Source organism: Rhodococcus sp. NPDC055024, assembly GCF_053608585.1.
Genome location: NZ_JBSGVT010000003.1, coordinates 157,540 through 184,411 on the forward strand (window position 1 = coordinate 157,540; position 26,872 = coordinate 184,411).

Below are 26,872 nucleotides of genomic sequence, written 5' to 3' on the forward strand. Positions count from 1 at the left end.
GCGGTGCGCCTGACGCCTGACGACGACAAATTCTGATCCTGAGTTCGGACCTTCGGGGAGGTTCGGACTTCGAAGCGACCCTTCGTCGAGGTCGATGACCTTCGGCTGCGCTCTCGCAGGATCGCCACATGGTTTCCACTCGATATCGAGGCGGTGCGATGTTTCTCTTCAATCCCCGAACCACAGTTCCCAGCGCTGATCGTGGCAACGCCGATCGTGGCACCGCTGATCGCGGTAACGCTGTGTGGGGGTGGTCGTGATGGATACCGAAAAGAGGATCGATCCGCTGACCGGATCACGGAGTCTGCCGGCCGGGGCGTTTCCTCTCTCGGCCGTGCAGCGCAGCATGTGGTTCGCGCAGCAACTTCACCCGACGGTCCCGTACTTCATCGCGCAGTACATCGAATTCCACGGCGACCTGGACATGCAACTGCTCAGCCGCGCTGCGGTGGAGGCTGCCCACGAGTTCGAATCGCCATTTCTGCGGTTGATGTACCCGGACGGGGAACCGTGCCAGATCGTGGACTTCACGATCGATCCGGGCATCGATTACTTCGACTTCCGTGAGCGCGAGAATCCGAGGCTCGCGGCGTCGGAGTGGATGGACAACGACTACGCGACGACACTCGACTTGACGCGCGATCGCCTTGTCGAAATGACAATTCTCCAAACTGGTGATCGAGATTACTTGTGGTACACCAGAATTCACCACGTTGCACTCGACGGATACAGTGGAATGACGATCGTCAATCGGATCGCGGCGATCTACACCGCGGCCGTCGAAGGTCGAGAGCCTGCGGCGAACAAGGCGCTCGACGTCATGACGCTGTCCGAACTCGACCAGAAGTACCGCGAATCGAGTCGGTTCGACGCCGACCGCGAATACTGGGCCCAGCGCGTATCCGGCGTCGAACACGGTTCCACGTTGGCCACGCGTGAGGGACCGCCGACGGCGCACAGCGAACTCGTCAGTGCCGCGATGTCGGCGAACAGTCTTGCCGCGTTGGACGAGTGGAATACACGTTCCGGTGCCACTGCGGCAGCGGTGCTGATTTCGGCACTGGCGTGCTACTTGTCCCGCAGCACCGGCTACGACGACGTTTTGATCAACCTCCCGGTCTCGGCGAGGACCACGGCCCCGCTACAACGGTCCGGCGGCATGTTGGTCAACGTCGCGCCACTTCACATTCACGTCGACCCAGGCGAAAGCGTCGACGATCTGGTCGGGCGGGTTCAACTCGAACTTCTCGGTGCGCTTCGTCATCAGCGGTGCAGTCTCGAGGACATCCGGCGTGATGCCGGCCTGGCGGTCGGCGACGCGCGTCTGTCCGGTCCGATGATGAATGTGATGCTGTTCCGGCAGGAGATCACCCTGGGATCGTTGACCGGCGAGTTCCACATCGTCACGTCGGGGCCGGTCGAAGATCTCCTGGTCAACGTGTACCAGAGCGGCGATCCGGCCCAGACGTTGATCGATTTTCGGGGTAACCCCAATCGCTACGGTCACGACGAACTGGCTGATCATCACCGAGCCTTCACCGAGTTGGTCGCTGAACTGACAGCAGCGCCGGCCGGTACGCCGATGAACCGGATTCATCCGGCAAGTGCCGAGGCAGGAGCGCGCAGTGCACAGCGGCGAGAACACGAGCGGTTCTGGGCGAGATACCTGGGGGACGCCGACGAGGGTTCGACACTGGGCCTCGAGAGACTGGATCTCGGGCGAATCGACGCGGAATCGGAGCCGACCGGTACGGATCGGCTGAGTGTCCCGCTCGATCCCGCGGTCGCCGAACTCGCACGCTCGGAAGGTGTATCGCTCTTTGCCGTTGTCCATGCGGCATTTGCTGCGTTGCTGTCGAGATCGACCGAGCGCCGGGACGTGTTGATCGGGACGAGGACCGAGCTGGGGACCTTGCCCCTGCGCTGCGAGGTCGATCCGGCAGCGCCGTTCGATGAGTTCGTGGGTTCTCTTGCGCAAGAACACGATACGTTGCTGCTCCGATCGGCGGCAGGTGTCCCCGAGGTGCCCGAGCTGCATGTCCATCTCAACGACGGATCGCGGGAGACGACGATAGCCGGCCGCGACGTGGCGATCGAGGTCCACGCGGACGCCGATGCCCTCGAGGTGGCGTACTCCGCACAGCACTACGCCGAATCCACGGTCCGAGGCTTCCTCTCGAGACTGGTGTGGGTTCTCTCCGGCGCAGCCGCAGCCCCGCAAACGCCGATCGGAGACCTCGATCTCCTCGACGAGTTCGAGCGTGAGTCCCTGGTACCGGCACGGGGAGAGGTCGCGTCCAACCCGCTGACCCTCCCCGACATCCTCCGCCGAGCCGCAGCTGTGAACCCCGATGCGCCAGCGCTCGTGTTCGGCGATCGCCAGGTGAGCTACCGGGAACTCGACGCCGAGTCGAACAAGCTCGCCCGCGAATTGATCGCCCGCGGGGTTGGCCCCGGCACCTACGTCGCCCTGGCATTGTCGAGGTCGATCGAATCCGTGACCGCGACGTGGGCGGTAGCCAAGGCCGGCGGAGCCTTTCTCCCGATAGATCCGCACTACCCCGAGGACCGTATTCGGCACATGCTCACCGATTCGGGAGCTGTTGTCGGAATCAGCGTGGCGGAGCACCACGGCGGGCTCGCCGACTCGGTGGATTGGCTTCTTCTCGACGAATTGAACGCCGACTGCTCGGATGCACCGATTGACGATGCCGAACGTCATTCACGCGTGCACTACGACGATCCGGCGTACCTGATCTACACCTCCGGCTCGACCGGTGTCCCCAAAGGCGTCGTGGTCAGTCACCGCGGGCTGAGCAGCTTCGCCGACGAAGAGCGAGACCGGTTCGGAGTCGAACCAGGAGATCGCACACTGCATTTCTCCTCACCGAGCTTCGACGCTTCGGTCCTCGAACTTCTCCTTGCCTTCGGCGGCGCGGCAACGATGGTGATCGCGCCGCCCACCGTGTACGGCGGCGGCGAACTGGCCCAGGTGATGCGCGTCGGCCGGGTGACACATGCCTTCGTCACCCCGGCCGCGCTCGCAACCGTCGATCCCGCCGGCCTGCCGGATCTTCGGGTGGTCGTGACCGGTGGCGACGCCTGCTCGCCCGCACTGGTTGATCAGTGGTCACACGGACGCTCGATGTTCAACGCGTACGGACCGACCGAAACCACCGTCGTCTCCACCCTGACCGGACCGCTGAGCAGCGATGTTCCCGTCACCATCGGAAAGCCGATGCGCGGCGCCGCGGCCGTCCTCTTGGACTCACGGCTTCAACCGGTGCCCATCGGTGTCGCCGGCGAGCTCTACGTGAGCGGTATCGGTCTGGCGCGCGGGTACCACGCGCGTGCCACGATCACGGCCGAACGATTTGTTGCCGACCCCAACGGTGTTGCGGGAGAACGTATGTACCGCACCGGCGACCTCGCGAGGTGGAACGGCGCCGGTGAACTCGAGTACCTCGGCCGTAGCGACTTCCAGATCAAGATCCGCGGTTTCCGCGTCGAACTCGGTGAGATCGACGACGTACTGCGCCGCCATCCGAGCGTCGCCCAGGCCGTCGCCGCCGGAGTTGCGGGCCCGAGCGGGGAAACACTGTTGGCGGCGTACGTCACGGCGGCTGCGGGTACACACATCGACAACTCCGAGTTGATCGCCCACGCCGGATCCTCGTTGGCAGCTCACATGGTTCCGTCGCGGATCGTCGTACTCGATTCCATTCCCTTGACTCCGGCAGGAAAGATCGACAGGAAGGCGTTGCCGGACATCGATTCGGCGGGCGGCTCGGCCGAATACCGTGCACCCGAGACCTCGACCGAGAAGCGGATTTCGGCGGTGTTCTGCGATCTGCTCGGCATCACCCGGGCGGGAGCAGACGACAGCTTCTTCGACCTCGGCGGTGACTCGCTGATCGCGACCCGCGTCGTGTCCCGGGTCAACGGAGCGCTCGGGACGACGCTGAGCGTTCTCGACCTCTTCGAGGCACCGACAGTCTCCGCTCTGGCTGCACGCGCCGACCTCGCGGACTCGCGGAATACCCGCGCGCCTGCACTGACGCGTATCGATCGCCCTGATCGGATACCGGTATCTCTGGCGCAGCAACGAATGTGGCTGACCAATCAACTCGATCCGAACTCGCCGGCGTACAACATCCCGATCGCGGTGAGAATGACCGGCGCTCTCGACGTCGATGCCCTGTTCGCCGCCCTGCGGGACGTGATCGTCCGGCATGAGGTCTTGCGGACCGTTTTCCCCGAGAGCGCTCGCGGTCCGGTACAGCACGTTCTCGGTGTGGACGAGATGTTCGATCACCTCGAGGTGGAAACCGTTCCTGCCGCAGCGGCTTCCGTACGAGCGAGCGAACTGGCGCGAACGGGATTCGACGTCAGCGGATCGGTGCCGATCCGCGCGACTCTGCTCGAAGTGAACGAACTCGAACACACCTTGGTCCTCGTCGTGCACCACATCGCCGCGGACGGCCTGTCGATGGCCCCGCTGGCCCGTGACGTGATGGTCGCGTACGCCTCGAGGGCGAGCGGACGTGTACCGGCGTGGCTGCCACTGGAAGTGCAGTACGGCGATTTCAGCGAATGGCAACGCGGAGCGCTCGGCGAAGCGTCCGACCCGGATTCGATACTCGCCGAGCAGTTGCGGTTCTGGTCGCACACGCTCACCGAACGCGGCGAGCTTGCGGAACTGCCGATGGATCATCCGCGGCCGGCCGGTGTCTCGCTGCGCGGTCACGATCTCGATTTCCGTATCGACTCCGCGACGTACCGCCGGGTCGGCGAGATCGCGGCGCGCAGCGATGTCAGCGTCTTCATGGTGATCCACGCCGCGCTGGCCGTCCTGCTCAGCCGAGAATGTGGAGCGAACGACATCACGATCGGCACCCCGGTGGCCGGACGTAGCGAGCGAGCCCTCGACGACGTTGTCGGAATGTTCGTCAACACGGTGGTGCTGAGGACGGTTCTCGACGGGGGACTCACCTTCGGCGACGTTCTCACCCGTGTGCGCGACGTCGACGTGGCGGCCTTGCAGCACACCGAAGTGCCGTACGACGTACTCGTGGAGTCCCTCGCCGACAACCAGGCGCCGCTGTTCCAGGTCATGCTGGTGATGCAGGGCGCCGCTCCCACCGAAGTCACCTTGCCCGAACTCGACGTCACGGTTGACGAACTTTCTACGGGTGCAGCAAAGTTCGATCTTCAGGTCATTCTGACCGACCGCGGCGACCATCTCGACGGCCAGTTGAACTACGCCAGCCAACTGTTCGACTCGGACACCATGTCGGGCCTCGCCGATCGCTTCACGATGCTCCTCGACGCGGTAGCTGCCGACCCGGAATCCGTCGTCGGCGACGTCGACCTCACAGCCCCGGGCGAGGCGGAACTGGTCCTCGAGCGTTGGAATTCCACCGAGCACGTAGTACCGATCACCACTCTGGCCGACCTGGCGGCGGAGCAGGCAGCCCGGACACCCGAGCGGGCCGCGCTGATCTTCGGTGAGCGGACGCTGACGTATGCGGAATTCGATGCGAGGGTGAGCGAACTTGCCAGAACCCTCATCGGCCGCGGCGTCGGCCCGGACATGCGCGTCGCGGTGTCGATTCGCCGGTCGGCCGAACTGCTGATCGCCGTCCACGCCGTGATCCGTGCCGGTGCGGCATACGTCCCGGTGGACCCCGATCATCCTGCCGAGCGCATCGCCTACGTCTTCGACATCGCGGAACCGATCTGCGTGCTGAGTCGACCCCAGGACCGTGGCGCTCTTCCCGCAGAAGTGCCGATCGTCGACATCGATGTCGATCATCCGGTTCCCACGACGGCGCCGATCACGGACGCTGATCGGGTCGCGCCCCTCCGTCCGGACAATGCTGCATACGTGATCTTCACGTCCGGATCGACCGGTCGACCGAAAGGCGTTGCAGTATCGCACCGTTCGATCGTCAATCGCCTTCTGTGGATGCAGGACGCGTATCCACTTCACGCGTCGGACGTGGTGCTGCACAAGACTCCGGTGACATTCGACGTTTCGGTGTGGGAACTCTTCTGGCCCCTGCAGACCGGCGCGCAGTTGGTGATCGTGGAACCGGAGGGGCACCGTGATCCTGGATACCTGTCGGCGTTGATCGCCGGCAAGGGAGTCACGACGGCGCACTTCGTACCGTCGATGCTCGCGGAATTCGTCGCCGTCGCGACTCCCGAGCAGTGCGCGAGCTTGCGTCAGGTGTTCTGCAGCGGTGAAGCTCTTGCACCCACCACAGCGGAGGCGTTCACTCGTCTGAGTTCTGCGGGGTTGTTCAACCTGTACGGACCCACGGAAGCGGCCGTCGACGTGAGCGCCGCCGAATTCACCCCCGACATGACCGTTACCGTTCCGATCGGTGCGCCCGTCTGGAACACGCAGCTCTACGTCCTCGACGGTCGGCTGCATCCCGTCCCGGTCGGCGTACACGGCGAGCTGTATCTGGCGGGAGTGCAACTGGCGCGCGGATACCTCGGGCGTAGTGACCTCACCGCAGACAGATTCGTTGCAGATCCGTACGGCCCGGCGGGCACACGGATGTACCCAACCGGCGACGTCGTCCGATGGCGCGCCGACGGGCTACTCGACTACGTCGGCCGACGCGATTTCCAGGTGAAGATCCGCGGCCAGCGCATCGAACTCGCCGAGGTCGAAGCAGCATTGCTGAGGCTCACAGGTGTCGCGCAAGCTGCTGCTCTCGTCCATCACGACAATGTGGTCGGTGACAGTCTCGTCGGCTACGTCATCGCCGAAGCCGGGAATTCGATCGACACGGACAGCCTGCGCACCGAGTTGAGAGGCCTCCTCCCGGCCTACATGGTTCCGGCGGTGGTCATCGACCTCGACGTGTTCCCACTCGGCTCGACCGGCAAGCTCGATCGGAAGGCCCTGCCCGCGCCCAGCTTCGACAGCTCGCAGACGTATCTGGCGCCGCGAACGCCGATCGAAGCCCAGTTGGCGTCGATCTTCGAAGAACTCCTGGAATCCGGTGCCGTCGGTGTGCATGACAATTTCTTCGAGATCGGCGGGAACAGTCTCGTCGCTGCCCGTGCCGTGGCGCGAGTGAACGATTCGCTGTCGCTGAACTTGTCGATCAGAGAGTTGTTCGACGCGCCGACCGTTGCTCAGTTGGCGGTCGAGTGCGCCACTGCGCGAGGGGGACCGGCCGTCCTTCCGCTCGAAGCGTTGCCGAGGCCACAGTCGATTCCGCTGTCGCTGGCGCAGAAGCGCATGTGGTTCGTCAATCAATTCGATGTCACGTCCGCGGCATACAACGTCGCCATAGCGATCAGGCTCAGAGGCCGGGTGGACGTTGCCGCGTTGGAGAGCGCGATCATCGACGTACTTGCTCGACACGAATCGCTGCGCACGCTGTTTCCCATGATCGAGGGAGTGCCGGCGCAGGTGATCGTGGAACCAGGTGAAGCGTTGGGCACGATGCCGGTTGTCAGCGCGGACGCCGAAGCGGTACTCACGGAGATCGAGCGCGTCACCTCGACGGGCTTCGACGTGACGCAGGCCCCGCCGATCAGGGCCGAACTGATCGAGGTCGACGAAGAAGATCACGTCCTGGCTGTGGTCGTCCATCACATCTGCGCCGACGGATTCTCGATGGCACCGTTGGCGTTCGACGTGATGAGCGCGTATTCGGCCAGACATCGAGGTGAGACCCCCGACTGGGCTCCTCTCCCGGTCCAGTACGCGGACTTCGCGATCTGGCAGGAACGGGCGCTCGGTCGGATCGACGAACCGGACAGTACGCTCGCCGGTCAGCTCGAGTACTGGACACGTCAGCTGGCAAGTGTGCCTGAGCTTCTTGCGCTCCCTGCAGATCGTCCGCGTCCGCGTGTGCAGGATCTCTCGGGTGGCGTCGTCCGGTTCGACATCGATGCCGGCATCCACCGTCGTCTGAGCGAAACCGCGATCGAACATCGAAGCAGTATGTTCATGGCGATTCACGCCGCCTACGCAGCGCTCTTGGCCAGATTGTCCGGCATGGAAGACATAACGATCGGCTCACCGATCGCCGGGCGCGGAAATGCCCTGCTCGATCCGATGGTCGGCATGTTCGTCGGAACATTGGTCCTGCGCGCCGACGTGGACCCCTCGGCCTCCTTCACCGATCTCCTGGCCAGGGTTCGCAGCACCGACCTCGACGCCTTCGCTCACGCAGACGTCCCCTTCGAGCGCGTCGTCGATGCGCTCGCTCCGGAGCGGTCGACGTCGCATTCACCGCTGTTCCAGGTGATGCTCGAGTTCAAGAACACCACTCGACCAGTTGTTCGTCTGACAGATCTCGACGTCGAAGTACTCGAACTCGAATCCGCCGTCTCGAATTTCGATCTGCAGCTCACTCTGGCCGAGACTTTCGACGAGGACGGTCAGCCGGCGGGCATCGAGGCCGGGTTCACCTACGCGAGAGCGCTGTTCGACGAGGCGACAGTCGACGGTTTTGCTCGGTATCTGATTCGGATTCTGGATGCCGTGACGGAGTCGCCGCACACACCGGTCGGAGACATCGATCTCGTGAGCGATCTCGACACGATCCGCACCCTCGCACCGGAACTTCCCGAGCAGGTTCACTTCTCGACGTTGCTCGAGCGGAGTTACATTGGCGAACCGCAGAGAACCGCGCTGGTTTTCGGCGACCGACATCTGACGTACTCCGAACTCGACCGCCGCGCCAACCGGCTCGCGAGACTGTTGATCAGCCGCGGGGCCGGCCCGGAATCCGTTGTCGCTCTAGCATTGCCGCGCTCACTGCAATCCGTGGTGGCGATCTGGGCGGTTGCTCGGACCGGCGCCGCGTTCGTACCCGTCGACCCGGCATATCCCGTCGATCGTGTGCACCACATGATCAACGACTCGGGATCGGGCGTCGTTCTCACCACCGCCGAGCATGCCGGTGTCGTCCCGAACGAGGCGGACGCGATTCTGCTCGATCAGGCCGAGATCCTCGCGACCCTGGAACAGACTGGTGATCATCGGATAGAGGCTACGGAACTGCTGGGAACCGCGTCTCTCGACAATCCGGCCTATGTCATCTACACCTCCGGTTCCACCGGCGTCCCCAAAGGCGTCATGGTCACTCACCGTGGGCTTTCGGCGCTCGCCGAGCAGGAGCGCAGTCGCTTCGGAGTCGAGTCGACCTCCCGCACGCTGCATTTCAGCTCACCGAGCTTCGACGCCTCGATTCTCGAACTCCTGATGGCTGTTGGTGCCGGCGCCACGATGATCATCGCCCCACCGAGCATCATCGGCGGAACCGAACTGACGAGCCTGATCGCCGATCAACACGTCACGCACGCCTTCATCACACCAGCCGCACTGGCCACGGTCGATCCGAGCGGACTGGACGAGTTGGTGTGCATCGGAACCGGCGGCGACGTCTGCCCGCCCGACCTCGTCGCCGCCTGGGTCAGCGATCACCGGATCATGATCAATGCCTACGGACCAACCGAATCGACGGTCGTCGCCAGCATCACCGAGCCGATGTCCCCGACCGATCGAGTGACGATCGGTCGCCCGTCGACAGGCATCACCGCGTGGGTCCTCGACAATCGCCTGCACCGCGTCCCGGTCGGAGTGACGGGGGAGTTGTACGTCAGCGGCGACGGACTCGCCCGCGGCTACCGCAACCGCGCGGGCACCACCGCCGAACGGTTCGTGCCCAATCCCATGGGCGGTGCCGGTACGCGGATGTACCGCACCGGCGACCTCGCCCGGTGGAACAAGAACGGAGAACTCGAGTACCAGGGCCGCGGCGATTTCCAGGTCAAGATTCGCGGATTCCGCATCGAACTCGGCGAGATCGAGGCAGTTCTGGCTCGCTATCCCGGCGTTGCACATTCCGTGGTGACGACGCTCGAACGTGGGGGAGGCGCCGCACGGATCGTCGGATACGTAGTGCCTGCCAGCGACGCTCAGACTGTGGATCCCGAGGCTGTCATCGCGTTCGCGGGTTCGGCTCTGGCCCCGTACATGGTTCCCGCAGTGGTGGTCGTACTCGACGAACTTCCGATGACAGCCAACGGAAAGCTCGATCGTCGAGCACTGCCGATTCCCGACTTCCGGGTAACCCAGGCACGCTCGCGGGCTGCCGAATCCGATACCGAGCGCACGCTGGCCGCCCTGTTCGTCGACGTCCTCGGTGTCGAATCGGTGGGCGTCGACGACTCGTTCTTCTCGATGGGCGGCGATTCGATCATGTCGATTCAGCTCGTCGCCCGTGCCCGCGACGCGGGACTCGTCTTCACCCCGCGTGACGTCTTCGAGGTGAAATCGGTCGCCGGTCTTGCGGTATTGCTGGCGTCGACCAGGGACGACGAACCCGAGGTGCTCGAGGAACTTCCCGGAGGCGGCGTGGGCCACGTGCCCTTGTTGCCGGTGGCTCAGTGGTGGCTCGACCGGCTCGGCTCCGATCTCCAGGGGCTCGATTCGTTCTCCCAGGCGACTCTTCTCAATGCGCCGCACGGGCTTCGCAGTGTGGAGCAGTTGACCGCGGCTCTTCAAGTTGTTCTCGATCGTCACGACATCCTTCGCGCGCGCCTCGAACTCGACGGCGAGCGCAGGCTCGTCGTCGGCGAGCCGGGATCGGTTGCAGCCGAGGACATCTGCCAGGTACTCGAGGTGGAGGCCGAGCCGGGAACCGCAGTGTTCGACGCGGCGATCGTCGACGCCCTGGGCGGTGCACGCCGAGAACTGGACCCCAGCCGGGGTGTGATGGTCCGTGTCGTCTGGCTGGCCGGCGTGCGCAACACCGGCCGGTTGCTCCTGGTGATCCACCACCTCGCAGTCGACGGTGTCTCCTGGCGCGTCCTCGTACCGGAACTTGCGTCGGCTTTCCACCGCATCGATGCAGGCGAGGAACCGGAGCCTTCGTACTCGGGCACGTCGGTTCGTCGTTGGTCGTACGCGCTCCGCGACATCGCGCCCGGTCGAAGAGTCGAATTGCCCAGGTGGCGTTCGATACTCGAAGGTGCCGACCCGCTGATCGGAATCCGCCCGCTGGACCCGCGGCTCGACACGTTCGATTCGGTCGGCCGAGTTGTCGCCGACGTACCCGTCGAACTGTCCGAAACAGTCCTGACCACGCTTCCGGCGCTGTTCGGTGGATCCGTCAACGACGGCCTCGTTGCTGCTCTCGCGCTGGCACTGACGCAGTGGAGGCAGGCACAGGGCCTACGAACGGACAACGTGCTCGTCTCGATGGAGGGCCACGGACGCGAAGCTCACGTGGTCCCCGGAGCAGATGTGCTGCACACCGTCGGCTGGTTCACGAGCGTCTTCCCGATGCGGATCGACCTCGCCGACATCGACATCGCGAACGTGATGAGCAGCGGCCCCGACGCCGCGGTGGTGCTCAAGCGCGTCAAGGAAGAGCTACTGGGCGTTCCGGACAGCGGTATCGGGTACGGAGTTCTGCGTTACCTCGACGAGGTAGGCCGAACGGAACTCGAAGACCTCCGCCAACCGCAGATCTCGTTCAACTATCTGGGGCGTTTTTCCGGCACCGAAGCCGGAGAGTCGCTGGGGGATTGGGCACTGGCCCGTGACGTCGATCTGGAAGCGGCAGCTCAGTCCGACATGCCCGTGGGTTCGGTACTGGACGTCAATGTCGTCACCACCGAAATCTCGGGTGCACCGCACATCGGCGCCACTATCGCTTATCCCACTGCCGTGTTGGCTGACGGTGATGCGCGCGCCATCGCAGAACTCTGGGTACAGGCGTTGCGCGCTCTGGCCGCATACGCCGAGCAGAGCGAACGAGGTGGACTCACACCGTCGGACATCGACCTGATCGACCTGGACCAGGAGTCCATCGATCGCCTCGAGCTCGAGTTCCCGACCCTGACCGACGTCTGGTCACTCTCACCGCTGCAATCCGGACTGCTGTTCCATGCCCGCTACGCAGAACACACCGTGGATGCGTACACTGTCCAACTCGCACTCGAACTCGACGGCGTCGACGCGCCCCGGTTGCACCGTGCCGCACAGGCGCTGCTCGACAGACACGAGAACCTACGCGCTGCGTTCACGACCGACACCGGTGGGCAATCGGTGCAGGTCATCAGCGCCGCCGTGGATGTGCCGTGGACCGAGATCGACATTTCCCCGTTGGCACCCACCGAACAGGCGACCGAGATACGCGAACTCCTCCATGCGGATCGGGTGCGCGGCTTCGACATGGACACACCGCCCCTGCTGCGGTTCCTGCTTCTGCGTACCGGTGACGACGCATACCGGTTGATCCTGACCAACCACCACATCCTCCTCGACGGGTGGTCGATGCCGCTGCTGGTCCGCGATCTACTCACCCTCTACGCCACGGACAGTGATCACAGCGCCATCCCGCGCGTGCATCCGTACCGGGACTATCTGAGCTGGATCAGCAGTCGCGACGAGAGCAAGTCGATCGAGGCCTGGGGCGAAGCACTTCGCGGACTCGACGATCCGACACTGCTCACCGGAACCCACGCAGTCGACGAGGACGGTGCAACCTCACGCTCGACCACCACGGCGCTCGGAGAACGTGAGACGGAACTCCTGCGCGGATTCGTCCGCTCCCGCGGTCTGACGACAGCGTCCCTGATCCAGGTGGCCTGGGGAATCGTGCTCGCCGAACTCCTCGGCCGCGACGACGTCGTCTTCGGCGGAACGGTCTCCGGACGCCCACCTCAGGTTCCCGGCGTCGAGTCGATGGTGGGCCTGTTCATCAATACCGTCCCTGTGCGAGTTCGCCTCGACCCGCGAGAGTCTTTGGCAGCACTGTGCGTTCGTGTGCAAGCCGAACAGGCGCGGTTGTCCGATCACCATCATGTCGGTCTTTCGCACATCACATCGGCAGTGGGGGGTGCTGCATCATTCGACACCCTGACAGTCTTCGAGTCGTATCCCGTCGACCGCGGTGGACTCTCGTCCGGCACGGACATCGCCGGAATGCACGTCCTCGACGTCCACGATGCCGAGGATGCGGCGCACTATCCGCTCGCGATCGTCGCTTCCGCGGCAGACGGACGCTTGCGGCTCAAGTTCGAGTATTTCCCCGGAGTCCTCGGCGATCACGACATCGACGCGATCGCGGACCGGCTGCTGCGCACCCTCGAACTGATCACCGCGCAACCGGATCTTCCGTTGGCGAAACTGCGGCTGATGCCGGATTCGCAAGTGCAGCAACTGGTTCCCGCGCGAGGAAAGCAAGGGCGCTCGGTCAGGACACTCGATCGCATCTTCGTGGACACGGCGAGCAGATTCCCCGAACGGATCGCACTGTCGTGTGGTGAGAGAAAGATGACCTACCGAGAACTGGACGAGGCCTCGAATCAGTGGGCACGCGTGTTGATCTCCGAAGGTGCCGGTCCGGACTCACGGGTGGCGATCTGTGTGGAACGTTCGTTCGAATCCGTGGCAGCCGTCTGGGCGATCACCAAAACCGGCGCTGCGTTCGTGCCGATCGATCCGCGCTACCCGAGTGACCGGATCTCGTTCATGCTCGAGGATTCGGCATCCTCGCTCGGATTGACCACTGCTGCCCACCGACCCGGCGACGGTGGTGCGACGGAGTGGCTCGAACTCGACGACCCGACGAGCATCGCTCGGCTCGCCGGAGTGTCCACGGCACCGCTACGCGAGGACGAGCGCCGAGGACCCACCCGGCTGGAGAACACCGCCTACCTCATCTACACCTCGGGTTCGACCGGCCGACCCAAGGGTGTTGTCGTCACCCATACCGGCCTCGAGAACTTCGCCGACGAGCAGCGTCATCGCTACGGTCTCACGGAGAATTCGCGCGCACTGCACTTCGCCTCGCCGAGCTTCGATGCGTCCGTCCTCGAATATCTCCTCGCCTTTGCCGTCGGCGGCGAACTAGTGGTAGCTCCGACCACCGTCTACGGAGGAACCGAACTGGCCGACGTTCTTCGAGAAGGCCACGTCACCCACGCGTTCATCACGCCCGCGGCCCTGACATCGGTGGATCCCGAGGGAATCGACGAACTGACCACCATCACGGTCGGCGGCGAAGCACCCTCCGCAGACCTGGTGCGCACGTGGGCGCCGGGAAGATCGTTCGTCAACGTCTACGGTCCCACCGAAACCACCATCTCCTGCAATCTCAGTGACCCCATTCCGGCGGGCGACAAGGTCTATCTCGGGCCGCCGAACCGAGGATTCAGTGAGGTTGTCCTCGATCGCAGACTCCAACCGGTGTCTGTCGGTGTTCCCGGGGAGCTGTACGTGGCGGGAGTCGGACTCGCACGTGGCTATCATGGGCGCTCACCGCTGACCAGCGAACGATTTGTCGCCAACCCGTACGGCGAGCCGGGGGAGCGGATGTACCGCACCGGCGACGTCGTGCGCTGGCGCAGTGATCGCACCATCGAGTACCTCGGACGCAGCGACTTCCAGGTCAAAATCCGCGGTTTCCGCATCGAACTCGGCGAGGTCGACACTGCATTGGGTCAGCTGCCGGGCGTCGAGTACGCGGTCACGCTGGCGGTGCGCGGACCGTCGGACGAGCAGGCTCTGGCGGCGTACGTCGTCTGCGACGACGAACACCCCGTGACCGCCGAGGACATCCGGGCAGCGGCTCGAGACGTGCTGCCGGCACACATGGTGCCCGCGAGCGTCGTCGTGCTCGACGAACTGCCACTCACCGGCGTCGGCAAGGTCGATCGGGCTGCTCTCCCGAAGCCTCGATTCGACACCGATGCCGAAACGTTCACGGCAGCGACCACCGAGTTGGAACGACTGGTGGCGGGCGTCTTCGAGGACGTGCTCGGAGTGACCCCCATCGGCATCGACACCCACTTCTTCGACGTCGGCGGAAACTCACTGACCGCGACGCGCGTCATAGCCCGCGTCAACGCGCTACTCGGCACCGACATCGGCGTACGAGGATTATTCGAGTCTCCGACAGTTCGGCAGCTCTCGCGTCTGGCCGAGAGTGTCGGCCGCGGCGAAAACCCCCGACCACCGTTGACTCGACGGTCTCGCCCGGACCCACTGCCCGTGTCGCTGGCGCAGAAGCGGATGTGGTTCCTCAACCAGTTCGACGTGACGTCACCGGCCTACAACGTTCCCCTGGCCGTGCGCCTCGACGGCGATCTGGACTTCGCCGCATTGCGGGAGGCGGTAGCGGACGTACTGGGCCGCCACGAGAGCTTGCGGACGAAGTTCCCTTCGATCGACGGACAACCGGTACAGCAGGTTGTCTCCGCCGAGGCGGTCATGCCGATCCTGGAACCGGAGATCGTCGCTGCTGCACAAGTTTCCGATCGAATTCTCGAATTGGCCTCGGAAGGGTTCGACGCCTCGGCCGACGTCCCCATCCGCTGCGCAGTCCTACGCGTGGACGGGGACACACGCAGACACGTGCTCGTGATCGTCGTCCACCACATCGTCGCCGACGGGTTCTCGATGAACCCCCTGGCCGTGGACGTGGCAGCGGCATATGCGGCCCGCAGCGCCGGCAGCGCGCCGAGCTGGTCGGAACTGGCCGTGCAGTACGGCGACTTCGCGTTGTGGCAGCACGAGGTACTCGGCTCCGAAGAAGATCCGGACTCCGCCCTGACCCGTCAGCTCGACTACTGGAAAGACCGTCTCGCGGGACTCGGTGAGCCGATCGCGCTGCCGACGTCGTTCCCGCGTCCGGCGAAGCCCTCCATGGTGGGCTCGGTGCACCGGTTCGCTGTCTCACCGCAGATCCATCGAGCGCTGACCGACCTGGCACGCGAGCACGGCAGCACCATGTTCATGGTCATGCATGCAGCGCTGGCGGTGCTTGCAGCGCGTCTGGCCGGAACCGAGGACATCGCCATCGGTACACCCGTCGCCGGCCGCGGAGAGGCCGAACTCGATCACCTGGTCGGAATGTTCGTCAACACACTTGTGCTGCGAACGCAGATCACGCCCGACGCATCGTTCGAGGACGTACTCGCCCAGGTCCGTGAAGGTGATCTCGGTGCGTTCCAACACGCTGACCTGCCCTTCGAAAGGTTGGTCGACGCACTCGACCCGGAACGCTCGACGTCACACACTCCGTTGTTCCAGATACTCATCGAGTTCCGCAACAACGCACTACCGCAACTCGAACTGCCGGGGCTGTCGGTCTCGGGAGTCGAGTTCGACCTTCCTGTCGCCAAGTTCGATCTCCAACTCGCGGTCACCGAACGGTACGACGCGGACGGAGATTCGGATGGTATCGACGCCGAATTCGTCTACGCCACAGACCTGTTCGACGGTGATTTGATCGAATCGTTCTCACACCGGCTGATCACCCTCCTCGAGGCGGTCTCCCGCGACCCGTCGACTCCTACCGGCGACATCGTCGTCGTCGGCGCCGACGAGCGTCGACAGATGCTGACCGAGTGGAACACTCACGCCGAACCGGCTCCGGCCGACAACATCGCGGACCGCTTCTTCGAGGCTGTTGCAGCGCATCCGTCGTCGACCGCGGTCAACGACAGCGACGGCGCAATGACGTACGCCGAACTGGACGGGCGCGCGAACCGCCTGGCGCGGCTTCTGATCAGTCGCGGTATCGGTCCGGAATCCATGGTGGCCGTTGCGATGCCCAGAACGACCGACCTCGTGCTCGCCCTTGTCGCCGTCATCAAGACCGGCGCGGCATACCTGCCGGTCGACATCACTTATCCGGCGGAGCGCATGCGATTCCTCTTCGACGACGCGCGGCCGGTATGCCTGGTCACGACCGGAGACTTCCGCAACGATCTGCCGTCGGAGATCATCGAATCCGGCATCGACATCGTCGAACTCGGATCGTCGGAGATCGCCGTACGCCTCGATCACTCCGCGCCACATCGCATCACCGACGCGGACCGGACGACACCACTTCTGCCCGACGCGGTCGCGTACGTCATCTACACCTCCGGATCCACAGGGCGCCCCAAAGGTGTCCAGGTCAGCCATCGAAACGTCCTGACTCTGATGGACAACACGTCCCCGACGTTCGGGTTCGACGACTCGGACGTGTGGACGATGTTCCACTCGTACGCATTCGACTTCTCCGTCTGGGAACTGTGGGGTCCGCTGCTGCACGGTGGCCGGTTGGTCGTCGTCGACTACTACACGACCAGATCGCCCGACATGTTCCACGAACTGCTCCGCCGCGAGCGAGTGACGGTGCTGAACCAAACACCCACTGCCTTCTACCAACTCGCCGAAGCCGACCGCGCGTACACACCCAGCGGCGCGGACCCCGACCTTGCCCTGCGTTACGTCGTCTTCGGTGGTGAAGCTCTCGATCTCGGCCAATTGCGCAAGTGGTACGACCGGCGCGCCGACACGGCGCCGACGCTGGTCAACATGTACGGGATCACCGAGACGACAGTGCACGTCAGTCGAATCGCGCTCGACCGCAACGACAGCGAGCACGCGTCGGCGAGCATCATCGGGCGAGCGGTACCAGGATTGTCGGTCTACGTACTCGATCGGCGACTGAACCTGGTACCACCAGGTGTTGTCGGCGAAATGTACGTCGCCGGCGATCAGGTGACTCGGGGATACCTCGGGAAACCCGCATTGACTTCGGTACGGTTCCTTCCCGATCCATTCGGTAGTTCGGGGGATCGAATGTATCGGAGCGGGGACCTGGCGAGGTGGAACGACGCGGGGCAGTTGGAGTACGTGGGCCGCAGTGATTTCCAGGTGAAGGTGCGTGGTTTCCGCATCGAACTCGGAGAGATCGAAGCCTCGATGCTCCGCTGCCCCGGCGTCGCGGCCTCCGTGGCGCTCGTGCGTACCGACGGCGCCTCACCTCGGATCGTCGGGTACGTGGTCGCCGAGACAGGCAGTGCCGTCGATTCCGCGACGGTGACCGACTTCGTCTCCGCCGAACTCGCGGAGTACATGGTGCCCACCTCGATCGTCGTCCTCGAATCACTTCCATTGACAGTCAACGGAAAGCTCGACCGACGCGGCCTCCCGGCACCGAACTTCGCCGTCGTGGGAACAACGGAGGCGACGCGGGCACCGGCCACCGCTACCGAGGCGGTCCTCGCGGACCTGTTCGCGGAAGTGCTGGGGCGGGGCAGTATCGGAGTGGACGATTCCTTCTTCGGTCTCGGCGGCGATTCGATCATGTCGATCCAACTCGTCGCACGGGCGAAGTCCGCAGGCCTCATCTTCACGCCGAGGGACGTCTTCGAAGCGAAGACGGTTGCCGGCCTCACCAAGGTCCTCCTCGTCGAATCAGCGGAAGCTGCACCGGTTCTCACCGAGCTACCCGGCGGGGGAGTCGGCACCCTACCGCTCACTCCGATCATGGAGTGGCTCGTCGAACGCAGTCGCGGAGACCTGAGCACGATCCGTAGTTACAGCCAGAGTGCGCTCATCGCACTGCCAGCCGATGTGTCCGGCCCCGCGCTGGAGCGCGCACTGCAAACGATCCTCGATCGTCACGACGTACTGCGGGCGCGTCTGGACACCGCGACTCACCAACTCGAGATCCGCGAACCCGGCACCGTCGCCGCCTCCGACGTCCTGCGCCGAACCACCATCGTGTCCACCAGCGGCGAAGAATTCGTGGCCGCCGCGGAAGCCGCGATGCAGGACGCATCCAGCCGTCTCGATCCCGAGCACGGAAAGATGATCAGCGCACTCTGGTTGGATCCCGTCAGCGCGAACGGAAACCAGGCCGAGGCCGGCCGGTTACTCCTGGTCCTTCACCACCTCGCGGTCGACGGTGTGTCCTGGCGAATGCTCGTCCCCGGCCTGGTCACCGCTTACGCCTCGGCGTTCGACGGCGAAACGCCGATGCTTCCGCCCGGAGGAACGTCGATACGGCGTTGGGCGACAGCCCTCGCCGAGACCGCCGCGAATCGACGTGACGAGATCGAATTGTGGTCGAGAATGCGGGCCGACGAGCCACCGCTCGGAACGCGCGGACTCGACCCTGCAGTGGACATCGGTTCCACTGTCGACCGCGTCAGCGTCGACGTTCCGACCACGGTGACCGAGAACATCATCTCGACGGTGCCTCAACATTTCGGGGGCTCGGTCAACGACGGGTTGCTCGCAGCTCTCGCGATTGCCGTCACCGCCTGGCGTCGATCACGCGGACAGCGCAGCGGCGAAGTGCTTCTCAACCTCGAAGGACATGGCCGCGAGGAGAACGCCGCACCGGGTGCCGACCTCTCGCGCACGGTCGGCTGGTTCACCACCTTGTTCCCCGTGCGGATCGACCTGACCGGACTCAACGTCGTCGATGCGCTGTCCGGTGGAACAACCGCGGCCTCGGCCGTGAAGCTCGTCAAGGAAACGCTGCTCGACATTCCGGACAACGGAATCGGTTTCGGCATGCTCAAGTACCTCGATCGAAACGAAGACCTGCGGGAGTTGCCCACACCGCAGATCTCGTTCAACTACCTCGGACGTTTTGCCGGCTCGGATCCCGAGCACGGCGAAGTGCCGTGGCTGCCGATCTCCGAAGTGACCCTCGACGAAGCGCACAGCGGAGAGCTTGCTGCCGCGTCGGTACTCGACATCAACGCCGTCACCACCGACACCGCACACGGTCCGATTCTGCGGGCTACCTGGTCCTTCCCCCGCGGCATCCTCAGTGAGGCTGAAGTCACCGAACTGGCGGAGCTCTGGGCCACTGCACTCGGCGCGCTGAGTTCGTACGTCGACGAACACTCCGAGCGTGAGCTCACGCCCACCGATCTCGATCTCGTCACCGCAGACCAACAGAGTATCGAGCAGCTCGAGCGCAGATTCCCCGACCTGACCGACATCTGGTCACTGTCACCTCTGCAATCGGGCATGCTCTTCCACGCCCAGTTCGACGAAACGGAAATCGATCCGTACATGGTGCAACTGACCCTCGAGCTCGGGGGCCGAGTCGAGGCGCCGCGACTGCGCCGCGCCGCGCAGGCCTTGGTCGATCGTCATCCGAGCCTGCGCGCGGGATTTGTCTCCGCGCCGGGAGGTCGGGCGCTGCAAGTGATCCGGTCCGGAGTCGAGATCAGCTGGACCGAAATCGACCTGTCCGGGGCCGAGGACAGCGAACTCGCGTTCGCTCAGCTGCTCGAGAGTGATCGCGCTGAGCGTTTCGACATGGAAACAGCCCCACTGATCCGGTTCATGCTCGTGCGAAACGGACCGGACGCGGCACGCTTCGTCGTGACGAACCATCACATCCTGCTCGACGGCTGGTCCACTCCGCTGTTGCTTCGAGATCTGCTCACTCTCTACGCAACTGACGGCGGCCCCGAGATTCTGCCCAGAGTTCAGTCGTATCGCGACTACCTCACCTGGATCTCGAAGCAGGAACCCGAAATTTCGCTGCGGGCGTGGCAGGAAGCGCTACGAGGCGTCGACACATCCACCCAACTCTCGCAGGCAAGCACCGCCGCCGAAACCGTGGCGAGTGACATTCACTCGTACTCACTGCCGACCGAACGAGCCGAGACTCTTCGGGCATTCGCGCGAAGCCGCGGTCTGACCATGGCGACCCTGGTCCAAGTGGCCTGGGGAATCGTGCTCGCCGAACTCCTCGGCCGCGACGACGTCGTCTTCGGCGGAACCGTCTCAGGACGCCCACCCCAGGTGTCCGGGGTGGAATCGATAGTCGGCCTGTTCATCAACACCGTCCCGGTGCGAGTCCGCCTCGACGCCCGAGAAACCCTCGCGGAACTGGCCATTCGCGTCCAATCCGAGCAGGCGGCACTGCTCGACCACCACCACATCGGCCTGTCGGACATCGCGGGAGCAGTCGGCGCCGCCGGATCCTTCGACACACTGACGGTGTTCGAGTCGTATCCCGTCGACGAGGCAGCCCTGACCGCCGAAACCGACATCGCGGGTATGCACGTTCTCGGCATCGACGGACGCGACTCGGCGCACTACCCGATCGCCGTGGTCGCGTCGGAAAGTCACACGCTCAACTTGAAGATGGAGTACCTGCCCACACACTTCTCGGCGCGCGAAGTAGCGAAGATCACCGAGCGCGTCGGCATCGTCCTCGAACATCTGGCCTCGGCACCGGATCAACCGCTCGCCCGCCTGCAGGTACTCACGGAGTTCGAAAGCCGCGATCTTGCGCCGGTCTTCGGATCCCCGGGTCGCTCCGCTCGTACGCTTCCGGAGATACTCGCCGACGTTTCCGCCACATATCCCGACCGCATCGCGCTCTCGTCCGGCAATCGCTCCATGACCTACGCCGAACTCGACCGGCGCTCGAACCAGTTGGCCAGAGCCATGATCCGCCGCGGCGCCGGACCCGAAACGTCGGTTGCCATCGGCATCGAACGGTCCATCGAATCGGTCCTCGCGGTCTGGGCGGTCGCCAAGACCGGCGCAGCTTTTGTCCCCGTCGACCCCACCTATCCGGCCGACCGAATCGAACACATGCTCAGCGATTCCGAAGTGCTGTTCGGGTTGACCGTCGTCGACGCCATCGAGACATTGCCACCGATCGTGTCCTGGTCGGTGCTCGGAGAAGAAGCCTTCGACGACGACGTCGCCACCAGTTGCACCCTGCCGATCGCCCAGGACGAACGGCTCGCACCGGTGGCCATGGACAACGCTGCCTACGTGGTCTACACCTCGGGATCCACCGGACGACCCAAGGGAGTGGTCGTCACCCACACCGGACTCGACAGCTTCGCACTCGATCAGCAACGCCGATTCCACGCCGATCACCACTCTCGGACCCTGCACTTCGCCACCCCGAGCTTCGATGGAGCCATCTTCGAGTACCTGCAGGCTTTCGGTGTCGGAGCAACCATGGTGATCGTCCCGACCGATATCTACGGCGGAGCCGAACTGGCAAGTCTGATCCGTCGCGAACACGTCACTCATGCGTTTGTCACCACAGCGGCACTCGCCACCGTCGACCCGGCCGGCCTGGACGAATTCCGGCACGTCGTCGTCGGGGGAGAGGCACTGCCACCGCACCTCGTCGGTTTGTGGGCTCCCGGACGAGAATTCGTCAACGCCTACGGCCCGACCGAGACAACCGTCATGGCAGACATCAGCGAACCCATGACGGTGGGCGCACCCATCACTATCGGTGGCCCGATCCGCGGTGTGCACGAGATGATCCTCGATTCGCGCCTGCAACCGGTACCCGTCGGAGCTCCCGGCGAGCTGTACATCGCCGGAATCGGCTTGGCTCGCGGATACCACCGGCGTCCCGGCCTGACCAGTGAGCGATTTGTCGCCGACCCCTTCGGGAAGCCGGGTGACCGGATGTACCGCACCGGGGACATCGCCTCCTGGCGAAGCGATCACACCATCGAATACGTCGGGCGCAGCGACTTCCAGGTCAAGATTCGCGGATTCCGCATCGAACTCGGCGAGGTGGACGCCCAGATCACCGCAATGGCCACTGTCACGAACTGCGTGACACTCGGCGTCGACGGACCGGCCGGAGCAACAGTGCTCGCGTCCTACCTCACCGTCGAGGAAGGATCGACGCTGACAGGTACCGAGATCACCGCGCATCTCGCCGGCCGCGTTCCGTCGCACATGGTTCCGGCCAGCATCATGATCGTCGACGAGCTTCCGCGCACCGCGGTCGGCAAGCTCGACCGAAAAGCGTTGCCGACCCCGGAGTTCACCGGAACCGCTGTGGAATTCCGGGCCCCCGGTACGAGCCTCGAACGTCGGATAGCCGACGCTTTCATCGATGTACTCGGTGTCGAGCGAGTAGGCATGGACGACAACTTCTTCGAACTCGGCGGCAACTCGCTGATCGCCACTCGCGTCGTCTCGCGGCTCAACTCCGCCCTCGACATCGACGTCGGGGTACGCGTGCTGTTCGAAGCGCCCACGACCGCCCAGCTCGCCGAGCGGCTTTCCAGCGCCGTCACTGCCGTCGGCACCGTGCCGCTCACGCCCATGGAGCGCGTCGGCAACGTCCCGCTGTCATTGGCGCAGAAGCGCATGTGGTTCCTCAACCAATTCGACACACGATCGGCCGCCTACAACATCCCACTGGCAGTGCGACTTACCGGTGATCTCGACGTCGCCGCCATGCAACAGGCGATCGCCGACGTCGTCGAGCGCCACGAAACACTGCGGACCGTGTTCCCCGCCGTCGGCGGCGATCCGATTCAGAAGGTGCTCACCGCCGACGAGGCAATACCTCCGATCCGTGAAATGACGTTGGGGGAGCACGAACTCGCAGAGCGCATGCAACGGCTCGCCACCACCGGCTTCGACGTGTCGGTCGACCTGCCGCTGCGCGTGGCACTCTTCCGACTCGACACCGACGAACCCGTTCACATTCTGTTTGTCGTCGTCCACCACATCTGCGCCGACGGTTCGTCGATGGCGCCGCTCGCACGCGACGTCATGGCGGCTTATTTGGCGCGTACGGCCGGAACCGAGCCCACGTGGGCGCCACTCGAAGTGCAGTACGCGGACTTCACGTTGTGGCAGCATCAGGTCCTCGGATCGGAAGACGATCCGGAATCTGTCATCAGCCGCCAATTGCGCTACTGGAGTGAGCAACTCGCCGGACTCGACGATGTCATCGCTCTGCCCACCGACCACCCGCGGCCCGTGCAACAGACCTTCCACGGTGACCGATTCACCTTCGACATCGACGCGAACACTCACCGCGCGCTCGCGGACCTGTCCAGGTCCCACGGCGTCACGATGTTCATGGCACTGCACGGCGCACTGGCCGTGCTGATGTCGAAGCTGTCCGGCGCAGACGAGGTCACCATCGGCACCCCGATCGCCGGCCGCGGTCAGGCAGCGCTCGACCACCTCGTCGGAATGTTCGTCAACACGCTGGTCCTGCGAACCAGCGTCGATCCCGACATCACGTTTGCCGAACTGGTGGAACACATCCGCGAAATCGACCTGGCCGCATTCCAGAACTCGGATCTACCTTTCGAGAGGCTCGTCGACGTGATCAACCCGACCAGATCCACGTCGTACTCGCCGCTGTTCCAAGTAGCCCTCGAACTTCAGAACAACGAACCCGCGCACTTCCACCTGCCCGGCCTCGACATCGACGGGCTGACCGTGGAAACAAAATTCGCGAAGGAAGACCTCGAGCTGATCGTCGACGAGAAGTTCGACGAGACCGGCGCCCCTGCCGGGATGTCCGCCGCCTTCGACTTCGCGACAGATCTCTTCGAACCCGGCACCATTCGGCGGTTTGCCGACCGACTTCGCCTGATCCTGGGCGCTGCCGGACGTGAACCTGCAACACGTATCGCCGACATCGGTATCCTCGCCGCCGACGAAACAGCCGCTCTGGTGCCGGCATCCGGTGCAGCCGCGACTCGAGCGCGGGTGTGGCCGGAGATCCTCGCCGAAGCAGTCGCCTCGAACCCGGATGCCCCTGCCCTCTCGAGTCGCGAGAGGTCGATGACCTACCGCGAACTCGACGAGGAATCGACGAAGCTGGCGAGAGCGCTGTGCCGGCGCGGTGTCGGACCCGAAGATTTTGTGGCCTTGGGTCTGCCGCGGTCCGCCGCGGAGATCGTCGCCATCTGGGCGGTCACGAAGACCGGGGCAGCATTCTTGCCCGTCGACCCGAACTATCCCGACGACCGCATCAACCACATGCTCGACGATTCGCGGGCCGTACTCGGCATCACCGACGACGCTCACCGCAGTCAACTTCCCGACACGGTCGAGTGGATGGTCCTCGATGAAGCGGAGACCGTCGACGAGATCGAGCGCCAGAACGTCGCCGCGATCACCGATCGCGACCGCACGATCCCCCTGCATCACGGGCATCCCGCGTACCTGATCTACACCTCGGGTTCGACCGGGAAGCCGAAGGGCGTCATCGTCACCCACCTCGGGTTGTCCAACCTCAACGCCGAAGAACACAAGAGATTCAACGTCCAGCCGTACTCGCGGATTTCGCACCTGGCATCACCGAGCTTCGACGCCTCAGTCTTCGAACTCATGATGGCGTTCGGCAGTGGCGCCTGCCTGGTCGTCATCCCACCCACCGTCTTCGGCGGATCCGAGTTGGCTGAAATCTTTGCCGACGAACACGTCTCACACGCGTTCATCACGCCGACCGCGCTCAGCTCCATCGAAAGCTCCGCGCTGCCCGAGCTCCGCGTGCTCGCCGTCGGCGGCGAAGCCTGCCCACCCGAACTCGTGGACATCTGGGGCCGAGACCGTCGCATGTTCAACGGATACGGACCCACCGAATCCACCATCCAGGCCAGCGTCAGTGAACCCATGCGACCGGGCAAGGACATCAACATCGGTCGTCCGGCCATCGGCTTTGCCGGCCTGGTTCTCGACGGGCACCTCAAGCCCGTGCCGGTGGGAGTCATCGGGGAGCTGTACGTAACCGGCCCCGGACTCGCCCGCGGATACCACAATCGTCCCGACCTCACCGCCGACCGATTTGTCGCCGATCCGTTCGGCGAACCAGGCCAGCGGATGTACCGCACGGGCGACCTGGTGCGCTGGCGCTCCGACAGCACCCTCGAATACCTGGGCCGCAGCGACTTCCAGATCAAGGTCCGCGGATTCCGCATCGAGCTCGGCGAAATCGACTCTGTCCTGATGGCACACCCCTCCGTGTACTTCGCCGCGACACTCGGGCACGAAGCGCCGTCGGGGGAGACGATGATCGCCTCCTACATCCAGCCCGTGGATGGACAGACCGTCGACGACTGGGAGCTCCGACGCCACCTGTCTTCTCGCCTACCTGCGCACATGGTTCCCGGCGCGATCGTTGTCGTCGACCGTATTCCGGTGACACCGGTCGGCAAGCTGGACCGCAAAGCACTGCCGACGCCGAGCTTCGAGCGTCGTACGGTCCCGTACGCACCGCCGACCAACGGCACCGAACGAACAGTCGTCGACATCTTCGAGACCGTGCTCGGTCACGAACACATCGGCGTGGACGACGACTTCTTCGAACTGGGAGGAACGTCGATCGTGGCCACCCGGATCACCATCGAACTCGAGAAGCGCCTCGGGATGCGAGTGCCGTTGCAGGCACTGTTCCTGGATCCAACGCCTGGCGGTGTCGCCCGTGCGGCCGACGGAATGGACGCACACTCGCCGGATGATTCGTCGGACCTGCTCGCTCCGATGATCACGCTGCGCGCCGGATCCGATCGCGCACCACTGTTCTTCGTCCATCCGGGTATCGGATTGTCCTGGGGCTACGCGGAATTCGTCAAGCACCTCGAGCTGGATCAACCCGTATACGGTCTTCAGCTACCGTCACTGAGCGGCGGGCCCAGCTTCGACTCGCTGACCGAACTCGCCGACGACTACGCGAATCGCATTGCAGCCGTGGCATCGACCGGCCCGATCCATCTGGCCGGCTGGTCGCTCGGCGGCGTCATCGCACACGCCGTGGCTCACAATCTCACTCGCAGCGGACGTGACGTGACGCTGTCGATCCTCGACAGCTATCCGTCGTCGGATTCCGATCAGCCCGCTGAACTCTCGGTCTCCGAACTACTGGCGGGGCTCGCGATGCCTGCGGGATCCAAGACAGTCGAGACTTTCGAAGAAGCGGCGAAATTGCTGGAGCGGACCCTGGGTGCCGGGATCGGAATCGAAGCGCAGCATCTGAAGCGGATCAGTCGCGGCTACTCGCACTCCGTCGAATTGACGAATCAGCACCAACCGCCGGTTCACGCCGGAGACATCGAGTTCTTCGTCGCCGGAAGGTCGAGCGAAAACGGGCACGATGTGGCCGAATGGCGCCGCTTCGTTTCGGGTGACATCCGCGTCGTCGAAGTCGACTGTGAACACAACCAGATGATCGAACCGGGGCCTGCGGCAACCATAGCTGTACGATTGCGAGAAGTTATCGCTCAGTGGGGTGTCTGAATCAGGTTCGACATGGGTATGAGTGAAACACACAGGGTG

The 26,872-nt window shown here is 64.3% G+C and carries 2 protein-coding genes; both read left to right on the forward strand.

Features of this window, described 5'->3' with window-relative positions; all coding sequences use genetic code 11:
* The first annotated feature begins 128 nt into the window (after nt 1-128).
* A complete protein-coding gene (locus ACWF6P_RS09635) occupies nt 129-260 on the forward strand; it encodes a hypothetical protein (protein ID WP_378446015.1) in 132 nt (43 codons plus the stop codon).
* Nucleotides 260-26,833, forward strand: a complete 26,574-nt coding sequence (locus ACWF6P_RS09640) for a non-ribosomal peptide synthase/polyketide synthase (protein ID WP_452620877.1) — start codon at nt 260-262, stop codon at nt 26,831-26,833. The genes ACWF6P_RS09635 and ACWF6P_RS09640 overlap by 1 nt, the downstream gene beginning before the upstream one ends.
* Nucleotides 26,834-26,872: the final 39 nt, after the last annotated feature.

Bases quoted from the DNA above. Each gene is read 5' to 3' on its own strand.
- ACWF6P_RS09640 (WP_452620877.1), top strand. From the start codon at position 260: ATGGATACCGAAAAGAGGATCGATCCGCTGACCGGATCACGGAGTCTG.
- ACWF6P_RS09635 (WP_378446015.1), top strand. From the start codon at position 129: ATGGTTTCCACTCGATATCGAGGCGGTGCGATGTTTCTCTTCAATCCC.